General features: G+C 64.1%; 15 protein-coding genes. 4 read left to right on the top strand and 11 right to left on the bottom strand.

What is annotated here, in order from left to right; translation table 11 throughout:
- Positions 1–249: 249 nt before the first annotated feature.
- A complete protein-coding gene (locus V2L18_RS19325) occupies positions 250–945 on the top strand; it encodes an alpha/beta fold hydrolase (RefSeq protein ID WP_336179955.1) in 696 nt (231 codons plus the stop codon).
- A 21-nt stretch (positions 946–966) separates the two neighbouring features.
- On the opposite strand, the gene V2L18_RS19320 is transcribed toward V2L18_RS19325, so the two are convergent.
- Complete coding sequence (locus tag V2L18_RS19320; RefSeq protein ID WP_336179969.1) at positions 967–2,718, bottom strand: alpha/beta fold hydrolase; 1,752 nt, start codon at positions 2,716–2,718, stop codon at positions 967–969.
- 395 nt (positions 2,719–3,113) lie between these two features.
- On the opposite strand from V2L18_RS19320, the gene V2L18_RS19315 reads away from it, so the two are divergent.
- Positions 3,114–3,563 (top strand): phasin family protein, encoded by a 450-nt coding sequence (locus V2L18_RS19315; protein ID WP_336179954.1) that lies wholly within the window; start codon positions 3,114–3,116, stop codon positions 3,561–3,563.
- A 107-nt stretch (positions 3,564–3,670) separates the two neighbouring features.
- Here V2L18_RS19315 and V2L18_RS19310 read toward each other — a convergent pair whose 3' ends face one another.
- From V2L18_RS19310 to V2L18_RS19295, 4 genes are all read right to left on the bottom strand, one after another.
- The gene (locus V2L18_RS19310) at positions 3,671–4,156 is read right to left on the bottom strand and encodes a DUF1178 family protein (protein WP_336179953.1); all 486 of its coding nucleotides are present in this window, start codon (positions 4,154–4,156) and stop codon (positions 3,671–3,673) included.
- Positions 4,153–5,010, bottom strand: coding sequence for a carbon-nitrogen hydrolase family protein (locus tag V2L18_RS19305; RefSeq protein ID WP_336179952.1), 858 nt, complete (start codon positions 5,008–5,010; stop codon positions 4,153–4,155). Before V2L18_RS19305 ends, V2L18_RS19310 begins: the two co-directional genes overlap by 4 nt.
- 160 nt (positions 5,011–5,170) lie before the next feature.
- The gene (gene grxC / locus V2L18_RS19300; RefSeq protein WP_336179951.1) at positions 5,171–5,425 is read right to left on the bottom strand and encodes a glutaredoxin 3; all 255 of its coding nucleotides are present in this window, start codon (positions 5,423–5,425) and stop codon (positions 5,171–5,173) included.
- A 167-nt stretch (positions 5,426–5,592) separates the two neighbouring features.
- Positions 5,593–6,333, bottom strand: coding sequence for a ComF family protein (locus V2L18_RS19295; RefSeq protein WP_336179950.1), 741 nt, complete (start codon positions 6,331–6,333; stop codon positions 5,593–5,595).
- Between the two features lie 268 nt (positions 6,334–6,601).
- Between V2L18_RS19295 and V2L18_RS19290 the strand changes: the two genes are divergently transcribed.
- Positions 6,602–7,441 (top strand): methyltransferase domain-containing protein, encoded by an 840-nt coding sequence (locus V2L18_RS19290; RefSeq protein ID WP_336179968.1) that lies wholly within the window; start codon positions 6,602–6,604, stop codon positions 7,439–7,441.
- A gap of 51 nt (positions 7,442–7,492) precedes the next feature.
- Here the strand turns inward: V2L18_RS19290 and V2L18_RS19285 are convergent, their stop codons facing one another.
- From V2L18_RS19285 to V2L18_RS19265, 5 genes are all read right to left on the bottom strand, one after another.
- Positions 7,493–7,705: a Flp family type IVb pilin gene (locus V2L18_RS19285; RefSeq protein ID WP_336179949.1), complete on the bottom strand. Its 213-nt coding sequence runs from the start codon at positions 7,703–7,705 to the stop codon at positions 7,493–7,495.
- A gap of 35 nt (positions 7,706–7,740) precedes the next feature.
- A complete protein-coding gene (locus tag V2L18_RS19280; RefSeq protein WP_336179948.1) occupies positions 7,741–8,142 on the bottom strand; it encodes a (deoxy)nucleoside triphosphate pyrophosphohydrolase in 402 nt (133 codons plus the stop codon).
- Positions 8,143–8,218: 76 nt separating this feature from the next.
- Entirely contained in the window at positions 8,219–9,055 is an 837-nt protein-coding gene (locus V2L18_RS19275; protein ID WP_336179947.1) for a GNAT family N-acetyltransferase, read from the bottom strand.
- On the bottom strand, positions 9,036–10,277 hold the full coding sequence (gene argJ / locus V2L18_RS19270; RefSeq protein WP_336179946.1) for a bifunctional glutamate N-acetyltransferase/amino-acid acetyltransferase ArgJ: 1,242 nt from the start codon (positions 10,275–10,277) through the stop codon (positions 9,036–9,038). The genes V2L18_RS19275 and argJ overlap by 20 nt, the downstream gene beginning before the upstream one ends.
- 97 nt (positions 10,278–10,374) lie before the next feature.
- Positions 10,375–10,635 carry a hypothetical protein gene (locus tag V2L18_RS19265; RefSeq protein WP_336179945.1) on the bottom strand — a complete coding sequence of 87 codons (261 nt, stop codon included), beginning with the start codon at positions 10,633–10,635 and terminating at the stop codon, positions 10,375–10,377.
- 235 nt (positions 10,636–10,870) lie between these two features.
- Here V2L18_RS19265 and V2L18_RS19260 point away from each other — a divergent pair, with 235 nt between their 5' ends.
- Positions 10,871–11,458 (top strand): TetR/AcrR family transcriptional regulator, encoded by a 588-nt coding sequence (locus tag V2L18_RS19260; protein WP_336179944.1) that lies wholly within the window; start codon positions 10,871–10,873, stop codon positions 11,456–11,458.
- Positions 11,459–11,566: 108 nt separating this feature from the next.
- Here the strand turns inward: V2L18_RS19260 and V2L18_RS19255 are convergent, their stop codons facing one another.
- Positions 11,567–12,475, bottom strand: coding sequence for a peptidylprolyl isomerase (locus V2L18_RS19255; RefSeq protein ID WP_336179943.1), 909 nt, complete (start codon positions 12,473–12,475; stop codon positions 11,567–11,569).
- Between the last annotated feature and the right edge of the window lie 264 nt (positions 12,476–12,739).

Genomic DNA, 12,739 nt, shown 5'->3' with positions numbered 1-12,739 from the left:
CGGCTCCGTTTCGACCGATGCCGGCGTCTTTCTGACAGCGACCATTCCAACCTCCCTGACGAGACGGGTCAATTTTAGGGCATATTTATTTGACTTGGTCAATTAATTATTTGACTTAGTCAATTAACTTGGCGGCTAACGATACGGCCAGCACCCACTCGCTGTCGACGCGAGCGGCAAAAGCGAAGAAACTGCACCCAAATCCGCGCAATCGGCTGCAGCCGACCGCTCACGTTGAAGGAGTAGAATGTGGAGCCTCTCGTTCTCGTTCCCGGGCTGTTGTGCACGGAGATACTGTTCGCCCCGCAGATCAGCGCCTTTTCCGATCACCCGGTGATGGTGGCGGACAACCGCGACCACGATTCGATTACCTCGATGGCCGCAGCCATCCTTGAGAAGGCTCCGGACAGCTTCGCTCTCGCCGGTCTTTCGATGGGCGGCTACGTGGCGATGGAGGTAATGCGGCTGGCGCCGGGGCGCGTCAGCCGGCTTGCCCTGCTGAATACCGTCGCCCGTCCGGACGCACCGGAGCAGACGGAAAACCGCATGAGGCTCGTCCGTCTCGCCGAAGACGGCAAGTTCGACCGGATTGCTCCGGCACTCTTCACCGGCCTTGTCCCACCGGCACGGCAGGAAGACGAAGACCTGCGCAACGCCGTCATCGAAATGGCGCGCGAGACAGGCCCCGAGGCTTTCATCCGCCAGGAAAAGGCGATCATCGCCCGCATCGACCAGCGTCCGAACCTCGGCGCGATCTCCTGTCCGACGCTGGTTGTGGCAGGCACCGACGACCCGATCATGCCGGTGGAGGTCGTCCGCGAGATCCACGAAGGAATACCCGCCAGCCGCTGCGAGATCGTTCCGGCGTGCGGGCATCTGTCGACGCTGGAACGCCCCGACGCGGTTACCGCAGCCCTGAAGGCGTGGATGCGAGGCGAGAGCTGACCGTCCTCGCCCGCACGCCCGTTATTTCATCAGCACGTAGCTTCCCGGAGCATCCATCAGCGGCGCGTATCCGGTCGCTTCCGCCCCCATGGCGGGCGGTTCGGTCTTCCCGCTCGAATTGGACTTCAGCCAGTCCGACCACGCGATCCACCACGAGCCTTCCCGCTTTTCGGCGATTTCGAGCCAGCCGTCCGGATCGTGGAAGCCATTGTGACCATCCTGCCCGTAGATCCGGTAATGGCGGTGCGGGTGGCCGGGTTCGGAGACGATGCCGGCGTTGTGCCCGCCATTGGCCAGCACGAAGGTCACCGCGCTGTCGGCGAGATGCGTGATCTTGTGGACCGACCGCCACGGGGCGACATGGTCGCTTTCGGTGCCGACGGCAAAGATCGGCACGCGGATTTCCTCCGGCGCGACCGGCTCTCCCTCCACGTGATAGCGTGCTTCGGCGAAATCGTTGTTGAGGAACAGCTGCCGCAGATACTCCGAGTGCATGCGGTAGGGCATGCGGGTGGCGTCCGCGTTCCAGGCCATCAGATCGAACATCGGGGTGCGTTCGCCCAAGAGATAGTCCCGCACATTGCGCGACCAGATCAGATCGTTGGAGCGCAGGAGCTGGAAAGCGCCGGCCATCTGCTTGGTATCGAGAAGGCCCTGCTCCCACATCATGTCTTCCAGATAGGATACCTGGCTTTCGTCGATGAAGAGCGTCAGTTCGCCGGCCTCGGTGAAATCGACCTGCGCGGCGAACAGGCTTAGCGATGCGAGCCGGTCGTCTGCGTGCCGCCCCATCGCCGCGGCCGCGATCGACAGCAGCGTGCCGCCAAGGCAATAGCCGACGGCATGGATCTTCTCGCCCGGCACGACGGCGCCGACGACGTCAAGCGCATCCATCACACCCATCCGGCGATAATCTTCGAGCGACAGGTCGCGATCCTCCGGCCCCGGATTACGCCACGAAATCATGAAGACCGTGTGCCCCTGCGAGACCAGATAGCGCACCAGCGAGTTCTGCTCGGAGAGATCGAGAATGTAGTATTTCATGATCCAGGCGGGCACGATCAGCACCGGCTCGCGCTGCACCTTTTCGGTGACCGGCGCGTACTGGATGAGCTCGATCAGCCTATTTCGGAAGATGACCTTTCCCGGCGTCGCCGCCAGATCCTCGCCGACTACGAACGCTTCCGTGCCGGCGGGCGGCTTGTCGCCCGCATATCGTTCAAGATCCTCAACGAAGTGGGAAAACCCCCGCACGAAGTTCATTCCGCCCTCTTGTCGCGTGCGCTCCAGCACCTCCGGATTGGTGAGGGGATTGTTGGACGGCGAAAAGACATCCAGCCACTGGCGGACCATGAATTCCACCATGCGTTCGTGATGGTTCGAGACGCCGCGTACGCCGGTTGTGGCGTTGTGCCAGAACTGCTGATTGAGCAGGAAACCCTGATACATCAGGTTGAACGGAAAGGCGTTCCAGCCCGGATGGTCGAAGCGGTGATCCTGCGGCAGCGGCTCGATGCACCGCTCCTGCGCTTCGCCTGCCGCGCATTGGCCGGCGAAGCGGGCAAGCCGTGTTCCCTTGCGCCAGGCCTTGCTGGCAAGACGTATCTGATGACCGGGAGAAATGGCCAGATGCGACAGCCAGTCGACATAGGCGAGCGCCACTGAGCTCGGCGAAATGCCGCCCGTGACATGCGCAAGCCCCGAACGCGTGGCCCGGTCGACCAGTTCGGAGAACGCGCGCGCGGTGTAACTGTCCCGATCCGCCTCGGCGATCGCTGCCGGTTCGTGGGCCACCCGGTGGACGGGATCACGGGTCAGTTGGCCGACGTTGCTGCCGGTGGCTGCGACGGCGCGCAAGGGCGTAATGCTGCCCTCGTTCGGGGTTTTCTCGCTCTGCGTCACTTGTTCACATGCTCCCAAAAGCAATTTTTCACTGCAAATTGTAGTCGCCATTCTTTGCGAGAATATGCCGCTGCGGCATCTTTTTCGGCCGGAAAGCGAGGAAAGGCGCAACTGCGTCATTGCGCCGCACAATAAAACACTACCGCAGTGCACTCTCGCCTCTGGCTTGCCATAGTTCCGTTACGTTATGTTTCTGCATTTCTGCGAAAGGCCGGCAATCGGCCGCGCTCTTGCGAACCCAGCAAGCACATAAAGGGAGTTATGCCATGCCGCGTCAGACCAAGACCGCCTCCAAGGATCCCAGCGTCGTGCCTCTGCCTTGGCTCGACCCTTCCTGGATGGAGAAGGCCGACATGTTCGGCAGCCGCTTCTTCGACCAGTTCGCAAAGATGAACATCGAAACGCTCGAAAAGACCGAGACGCTCATCGAGGATCACATGAGCTTCGTGCGCGGCAGGGTTCATACGGACTTCGAGTACGCCAAGGCGCTATCGAAGGCCCGCGACCCGATGGAAGCGACCCGCATCATGTCTGAATTCTGGGAAAAGATGGTGAGCGACTATTCCGCCTGTGCCGAGAGCAACGGCGAGAAGATGCGCGAATTCGCAGCCCGGGCCTGCGAGACCGGCATGGAGATGGCCGAAGTCTCCGGCGAAGCGGCCAGTTCCGTTGAAGAGGCCATAAGCAAGGCGACGAAGTCCTCCGCCGCCGCCTGATTTCGCGAAGCAAGCCGCACGCCCGGCTAACCGGGTCATGAACGAAGGGACGCGCCTCGCCGCAAGCCGATGCGAGGCGCCGACCGGTGCGGCCGGAGTGTTGCGTTCTAGTTCTTGTCTTCGGGCAGAAGCGGCAAGGGAAGGATCTCGATCCCTTCGTCGATGAGGTCGCGCGCGTCCTCCGGCGTCGCCTCGCCGTAGATGCCGCGCGGCTCCGTCTCGCCATAGTGCATGCGCCGCGCCTCGCTGGCGAACTGCGCCCCGACATTGTCGGCACTTTCGGTGATCAGCGTGCGCAACTTGCGCATCATCTCCACGATCTGAGCCTGCTGCGGGTTGGGCATGGCCATCATCGGAACCGCGTTGCCGCGTTCGGCGGGCGCGGCAACGGCATGCTCGTCCGCGGGGCGCGGCGCGTCCGCCTCGCGCGTGCCAGAGACCGCCGGCGCCATCAACGCCTTGCTTATCTGGTCATCGCCGCAGATGGGGCACGTCAGATGCCCGTCTGCCGCCTGACAGTCGAAGTCGTCAGCATTGCGGAACCAGCCTTCGAATTCATGCCCTTCCGAGCAGATCAGCGAATAGTGGATCATGAAACCGGCTCCGTGTGCGAAAGCGCGACCGTCTCGATCGTGAAGGGGCGCTCGTTTGCGAGCGCGGGGACGCGGCCGCGCGCCTTGGCGACCTCATCTACGTCAATATCGGCGAGGATGAAACCGGGTTCGTCGTGATCGGCTTCGGCCAGCACCTCGCCCCAGGGCGCGATGATCAGCGAATGGCCGTAGGTCTCACGCCCGTCCTCGTGCCGCCCGCCCTGCGCCGCGGCAAAGACGAAGGCGCCGTTCTCGATCGCCCGCGCCTTCAGGAGCGTATGCCAGTGCGCCTGCCCGGTCTGCCGGGTAAAGGCGGCCGGCACCGTCAGCGCCTGCGCTCCGGCCTTCGCCTGGGCGCGGAAGAGCGCGGGGAAGCGCACGTCGTAGCACACCGCCATGCCGAGATTCAGCCACGGGAGCTCCGCCACCACACTCTTTTCGCCCGGCCGGTAGGTACGCGATTCCCGCCAGCTCTCGCCATTGTCGAGATCGACGTCGAACATGTGGATCTTGTCGTAGCGCGCCGCGACCGCCCCTTCCGGCGTGATCAGGAAACCGCGATTGGCAACGGTCTTGTCATCGATGCGGATGGCAAGCGACCCGATATGCAGCCAGAGGCCGAGCTCACGCGCAAGCTGCCGGAAACGCGCAAGGGTGGGATCGTCGGCTTCGCCCGCGATCTTCGCCATCAACGCCGCGCGGTCGCGCTCCAACAGGTTCGTCATCTCCGGCGTCAGCACATAGGCCGCCCCGTCCGACGCCGCAGCGCGGATCAGCGTCTCCACGCTTGCGATATTCGCCGCAACGTCGCGGCCGGATCGCGTCTGGACGCAGGCAGCCTTGAATGAACTCATCGCTCCTCTCCCCGGACCCGCCAATCGCGCGGTCCGTTTGCCGAAAATCATCCTGGCGCACAAGTCTTAAGCTTTCCGGACCGGGTATGCCCCCGCAGCAGGCGGATGGCAACCGACCGCATGGCGGAACCGCTCCTGCCAGGCACCGGGCACGCCTCCGTCAGGCCGCGATCAATGCGTCAAGCTTGCCGTCCCGGTCCAGCGCATGGAGTTCGTCGCAGCCGCCCACATGGGTTTCTCCGATGAAGATCTGCGGAAAGGTCATCCGCCCGGAGCGCGATATCATTTCCTGCCGTTTCTCGGGCGCATAGGTCGCGTCGATCTCCTCGTACGAAACCCCCTTCTGGTCGAGGAGGCTCTTGGCGGCCGTGCAGTAGCCGCAGAACTGACGCGTGTAGATGACGATCTTGGACATTGGTTTCCAATCCGAAACAGAGCCGATCCGGCGCGAGACATTTCCAGGAACACAGGAAGAAGGGCCCGATCCGCGCGCCCCCGGGGGAAAGCCGGAAGAACGGGCAGGCGGGGCGACCAAGCATGCGCCATGCCAGCGCCGGAAAACATGCCGGATGCCGATGCGGTTTATATTGGAAGCCCCGTGCCGGAGACAACCCGCGCAAAGGTGAGGACGTCGACCGCCGACGCCCGCGCACGCAACAGTGCCCGGGCGCCCGCCTTGACGGTTGCGCCGGTGGTGTAGACGTCGTCGACGAGCAGGATTCGCCGGCCCTCGATTTCCGCCCGCGCGCCGGCATCCACCGCAAAGGCACCGCGCACGTTCGTCTGTCTCTGGTCCCGGGCAAGACCGACCTGGCGCGGCGTCGCGCGAATGCGCACGAGCGCAGCCGGGTTGGAGGGCTTGCCCGAACACGCGGCAATGCCGCCCGCAAGAGCCGCCGCCTGGTTGAACCGGCGCGACCAGAGCCGCCGGCGATGCAACGGCACAGGCACGATGATGTCGGCATCGGCCACGAGATCCGCGCCGGCACGCGCCATCCAGCGAGCCATCGCCGGCGCGAGTTCCAGCCGGTCGCGGTACTTGAGACCATGAACGAGCTCACGGGAGATGTCGTCGTGCAGGCACGCGGCCCGGGCGCGGGAAAAAGGTGGCGGATCGGCGATGGCCTCGGCGGACAATCCCTCGGGGCCGAGGTCATAGGCAAGCGGCGTCCCCAGCCGGGCGCAGAACGGGCGCTCGATCCAGGAGAGCTTCGCCCAGCATGTCATGCAAAGCCCGGGTTCCCGGCCGAGCGGCCGGTCGCAGACGAAGCACACCGGGGGCAGGACGATGTCGAGCAGCGCCTTGAGAGGAGAGAACCGCAAGCCGGCGTATAAGCTTCCGGCCGCGTGCAATCCGATCCCGAAACGGGGCCGGTTCATTCGCGCCGTGTCGCCTTCGCCAGGCTGCATGGGCTCGTCCCTCGTGCGGGGAGTCAGGCGGGATATCGAACCGGAAACGTTCGACACCCCGTGTTTTTGACGCCCTGCCCTTTCCGCGCCATAAGCAGCCTACCATGTTCTGAAGGCAATGCCGATGAATGCTCCCTTCGACCGCCGTCTTCTCGCCCTCCATCGCACCCGTGCGCTCGCGATGCGCACCGAGGGAGCGGACTTTCTGCTGCGTCTCGTGGCCCAGGACATCGAGGACCGGCTTGCCGTCACCACCCGCGATTTCCAGCTGGCGCTCGATCTCGGCGGACACACCGGGCTGGTGCACGAAGCCCTCGCCCGGTCGAAGAATGTCGGTCGGGCCCTGCGCGCCGACCTTTTCGTCGCCGACACCGGGTCCGGCGCGCCGGATGTCGTCGTCGACGACGAGGTCCTGCCTCTGGCCGATGCCTCGCTCGATCTGATCGTCAGCGCCCTGTCGCTGCACTGGGTGAACGACCTGCCGGGTGCGCTGATCCAGATCCGCCGTGCCCTGAAGCCGGACGGGCTGTTTCTGGGCGCGCTGGCCGGCGGCGACACCCTGTGGGAATTGCGCGATGCGTTGCTGAGCGCGGAGGTCGAGCTGACGGGTGGCGCGAGCCCTCGTGTCTCGCCCTTTGCGGACACCCGCGAGATGGGAGGATTGATGCAACGCGCCGGCTTTGCCCTGCCCGTTGCCGACCAGGACCGCCTGACGGTGCGCTACGACAGCGCCTTCCACCTGATGCGCGATCTGAGGGCGATGGGGGCCACCGGAATTCTGGCGGAGCGGGGGCAGACGGCGAGCCGGGCGCTCTTTCTGCGCATGGCGGAAATCTACGCCGAACGCCATGCCGATCCGGACGGGCGCATCCGCGCGACCTTCCAGATCCTGTCCGTTTCCGGATGGGCGCCGCACGAAAGCCAGCAGCAGCCGCTGAAGCCCGGCTCCGCGAAGATGAGCCTTGCCGAGGCGCTGGGAACGCAAGAGGTATCGACCGGCGAAAAGCCGACGGGAAAATGAAACAATGTCTTGAAGGTTGAGGCCGGGCTGGCCGGCCGAAACAGATGCGGCTCAGGAGGCTCCGGCGATGCCGGCGGCGACCGGCTCGTAGAACTTCGTGGTGAGCACCTCGCCGATCGCCGTTACCGAGCCGATGATCGCCAGAACAATGATGCTGGCGATCAGGCTGTATTCGATCGCCGTCGACCCCCGTTCGTCCGCCAGGAAGGCCTTGAACGTCTCGCCGAGCTGGCTCTTGCGGGTGGTGTCGGGATCACGCGACATGGAATGCTCTTTCTTCCGGCCCACCCGCCGCCGACCTAGAGCAGGTCGATCAGATGCGGAATGAGCGGTTCGTCCGCTGGCGGCATCGGATAGTCCCTGAGAGCCTTCGGCCGCACCCACTTGAGTGCCTGGCCTTCCCGCCCCTGAACGAAGCCTTGCCACCTTCTGCACACGTAAAGTGGCATCAGGAGGTGAAAATCGTCGTAAGCGTGACTGGCGAAGGTCAGCGGCGCGAGGCACTCTTTCTTAACCGTGATGTCGAGTTCCTCGGCAAGTTCGCGGATGAGAGAATCCTCCGGCCGCTCTCCCGGCTCGACCTTTCCGCCCGGGAATTCCCACATTCCGGCGAGCGCCTTTCCCTCCGGCCGCTGGGCGATGAGGATACGCCCGTCCGTATCGACAAGCGCGCAGGCGACGACGAGCAGCAGTTTCGGCATGATGGACCTTGTTCCATGGTGGGACGGAGCCGGAACCGGCGATTAACGATAACCCGGCAAGACGGCAAGCGAAGCGTCAGAGGGACGGCGGCATCCGGCAATAATGATAGTCGTAGACGCACCGGAACCCGAATCGCCGGTAGAGGTCGCGCGCCGGCCCGTTGTCCGCAATGACCTGAAGCCACGCCTTTCCCGCCCCCGTCGCCTGGCCGTAGGACAGGGCATAGAGCACGAGACTGGCGGCAAGGCCCTGCCGTCGCCGATCCGGCCGCGTGGCCACATCGAAAATGCCGATCAGCGCCCCGTCGCACACACCGAGCAGCACCGCCTGCGGCTCGTCCGCACCATCGCGCAGCGACAGGGCCAGCAATTCCGCCGGCACCTTTTCAAGCGATGCCCTCAGTGCCGCCAGCGCCTCGGGCGCGACCTTTCCCGCTTCCGTTCCGCCCACGGCCGCGAAATCGCGCAACCAGTCGGCAAGCGGCAACCGATGCATGCGGTATTCGTCGCCAAGTGGCCGCGCCGGCCCGGCAACAAGGCCGTGCTCGGGAATCTCGGCGGCCCAGACCTGCGTCGGCGCATAGCGCTGCCAGCCGCGCGCATCGATGAAATCGTCGAGTGCGGTCGGTACCAGCGGTGTCCAGCGCAGATGCATCGGGATACCCGCATCGGCGAACCGCGCACCCGCACGCGCCAGTCGCGCCTCGATATCCGCATCGTCCGCCGGATCGTAGATATTGAGCGAGTTGACGCGCCGCGCCGGGTTGCCCGGCGAAAGCCGCGTCAGCCACGCTCCGTCGAAATGCAGCATCAGGCTCGGGAAGGCGGTGAGGTTCGCCTGTTCAAGCGCGAAGACCTCGCTCAGATCCGCAGGCCGCTCGCGCCGGACGGTATCAGCTTCTGTAATCGCCATTGATCTCGACATAGGCCTTGGTCAGGTCGCAGGTCCACACGGTCGCCTCTCCGGCGCCGAGGCCGATGTCGGCGCGGATGACGATCTTGTCTTCCTTCATGACGCGCGAGGCGGTTTCCTCGTCGTAATCGGGATCGCGTTCGCCCGCGACCGCCACGCGCACGTCGCCGAACCAGATGGCGAGGCGATCGCGGTCGGCCGGCTCGCCCGCCTTGCCCACCGCCATGACCACACGTCCCCAGTTCGCGTCTTCGCCGGCCACCGCCGTCTTGACCAGCGGCGAATTGGCGATGGAAAGCGCAATGCGCTTGGCCGAAGCCGCGCTTTCGGCACCCGTCACGTTCACTTCCACGAACTTGCGTGCGCCCTCCCCGTCGCGCACGACCTGGTGCGACAGGTCAAGCATGATTTCGGCAAACGCCGTGCGGAAGGCATTGAGCCGCGGATCCTCGATCGAGGTGATCTGCGCAGCGCCCCGGCTGGCCGCCGCCTTCGTGGAAAAGGCCAGAACGGTGTCGGAGGTCGAGGTGTCGCTGTCGACGGTGATGGAATTGAACGATCCGCCGACGCTTTCGCCCAGCAGTTCGCGAAGAACGTTAGCGGCGAGCGGCGCGTCCGTCACAATGAACGACAGCATCGTCGCCATATCCGGCGCGATCATGCCGGCGCCCTTGGCAATGCCGTTGAGGGTGACGGCGACGCCGCCCAGATCCACCGTGCGGGTAGCGACCTTGGGATAGGTATCCGTCGTCATGATCGCCTTCGCCGCATCGATCCATGGCCCCGGGGCCACCCGCGCCACCAGATCGTCGATGACGGGTGCGAACCTCTCCGCCGGCAGCGGTTCGCCGATGACGCCCGTGGAGGCCAGATAGATTTCCGCCGGCACGCAACCGACCGCTTTGGCGACGATCTCGGCCGAGAGCTCCACCGCGGCCTTGCCCTTCTTGCCGGTGAAGGCGTTGGCGTTGCCGGAGTTGACCATCAGCGCACGCGCCATGCCGTGGCCGAGATTGGCCCGGCACCAGTCGACGGGTGCCGACGGGCAGCGCGACCGCGTGAAGATGCCCGCAACCTCCGTGCCTTCGTCGAACAGCATCAAGAGGACGTCCGTACGTCCCTTGTACTTGATGCCGGCCTCGGCGGTGGCAAATCGCACGCCGCCGATCTCGGGCATCTCGGGATAGGATTTCGGTGCAAGCGGAGAGACGGCGGTCGACATGGAAACCTCGTTCGGAGCGGGGCAAGAAGCGCCCGCTTCGTTTTAGCGGGGGCGGTTGCGTGCGCAAGCCCTACTTCTTGTCGCCCGCGTCACCGTTTCATTTTTTCCGATGGAGAAAAGCGCCGCACCGACGATGGATCAACGGAATGATGCCCCAGACCATGCTCACCACCACGAGCGGAACCAGAATTGCAGTGCGCTGCCACATGGCCCACCCTTCGGTGAGCGGTATGATGGCGTACAGCAGCCCCGTGACCAGCGGGTAGACCCCTATCATGACAAGCACGGTGAAGCGGTTACGAGAAAAAACAGTTGCTGACATGGACAAACCCCATCTAAACGGAACGATACGTTTCATATCGAGATCGCACTAATAGAACGACCCGTTTCGTTCTGTCAAGAGATAGGCGAAACTCCCCAGAACCGCAGAGGTGCGAATTGCAAGGTAGAAACGGAAGTGTCCGAGCAACGGGGCGCGGCGACTTGCCCGGCACCGATCGGGACCGAGCCGGTGCCGGGACGCCCGACGATATGTTAGACCGCCTCACGTTCGGATAGCCGCACTATCGAAACAAGAAACCAACGAGCCGCAGATGTCAGAAAAAATCGAGGCACGCCATTCGGTTGGAGCGAAACGCAGCGAGGCCAGTGCGGAAGCCATCCTCAACGCGGCGGCGGCAATCTTGGCCGAAAAGGGATATTCTAGTTTTTCCATCGAAGCCGTGGCCAAGCGCGCCCGCGCGGGCAAACCCACGATCTACCGGTGGTGGCCGAGCAAGGCCGCGCTTCTCCTCGATGTCTATCACCGCCAGAAACGCCCCATTCCCGATCACGATACCGGCTCGCTCGAAGACGACGCCTTCAATTTCCTGCGCGAGCTGTTCCGAAACTGGCGCGAGACCCCGTCCGGCAGCATCTTCCGATCGGTGATTGCCGAGGCGCAGTCAAACGAAGCCGCCGCGAAAGCCCTGCGCGCCTACAGAAAGGAACGAAAGACCCACACGGCGGGCATTATCGAACGTGCCAAGACACGCGGCGAGGTGCCCTCCGATATCGACCCGTTCGTCGCAGCGGACCTGATGACCTGCTACGCCTGGACGCAGCTTCTCGCCGGCAATCTGGACGACGAGGAAGGTCTTCGACGGGCGGTCAGGCATCTGATCAGCCCCTGGACGGTCTGACTGACCGCCCTAGAAGCCCTCTCGCCGGTACAAGCGACAGGCCGGATACAAGAAAGCCGGGCACGAGGCCCGGCTTTCTTTATGTCATTTCCCATTCCACCGAACGGCTCACTTTTCCGCCTTCTCCGGATCGGCCGTCTCCGGGGTCGCCTCTCCGGCTTTCAGTGCCTTGTCCTCATCCGCCAAGATCTTGATGTCGGCCTTTGATTTCAGGTCCTCCATCACCTCGTTGTACTTGGCGCGGATCGCCTCGGCGCGCAGCTGGTTCTTCACCTCGTCGAAGGACGGGGCCGGCTGCTGACGTTTGTCCTCGACCTTGATCACGTGCCAGCCGAACTGGGTCTTCACCGGCTCCTTGGAATAGGTGCCCGGCTTCATGTCGAACGCCGCGTTGGCGAATTCCTCGACCATCCGGTCCTTGGTGAAATAGCCGAGATCACCACCGTTGGGACCGGAGGGGCCGGTCGACTTCTCCTTGGCGAGTTCGGCGAAATCCTTGCCGCTATCGAGTTCCTTGATGATCGCCTTGGCCTCGTCTTCGGTTTTCACCAGAATGTGACGGGCATGGACCTCTTCGGGGCCTTTGAAATCGCCGTACTGCTCGTCATAGAGCTTCTTCAGCGCGGCATCGTCCGGCTCCAGGGTGTTCTTTTCGTTGAAGTAGGAATCGCGCAGCGTGCGCAGCCGAGCGTACTCGAGCGCGCGCTTGACACCCGGCTCCTCTGCCCGGCCCGCCTTGAGCGAGGCATCGGCCAGAACGTGCATGTCCACCAGCACGCCGACGAGCAGGTTGCGGCGCAAGGCTTCCGGCACCTGCGCGAGATCCTGCGCATAGTCCTGCGCGGCGATGGCGACATCGGCCTCGGTGATCGTCTCGCCATTGACCGTGGCCACGACCTTGTCGCCCTCCTCGGCGGCGCGAACCGGGGCCGCAGCAAAGAGAGCGATCATGCAACCGGCAATGAGGGGGCGCATGGCGACGGCCCCATGTTTGACGGCGCTGTTTAACTGGAACATGTAAGCATCCTGTTGCGTGGGTGTTGAGTGCGGAGCCCGGCCATAGCGGCTGCCCGCAGGACTTGAGCGCGAGTTATGCCGACTGGGGCGACGTTGACAAGCTTTCAGGCCCCTCTTATCTGTCGGTCGGCCCGGCCGTTGCCGGGACATTTCCGTCCGGACGACCGCGACTGCCGCATGAAGGCGGGCCGCCGCTCGATCGAAACCGCATAGACGTCAAGCTTAAGCCGCACGCTTGCGACATGGCACGGCTTTGCCAAAGGA

Source organism: Breoghania sp. JC706, assembly GCF_037026715.1.
Classification (GTDB): Bacteria; Pseudomonadota; Alphaproteobacteria; order Rhizobiales; family Stappiaceae; genus Breoghania.
Note: the sequence above shows the minus strand (reverse complement) of the source record. Positions and strands in the feature narration are given on the sequence as shown.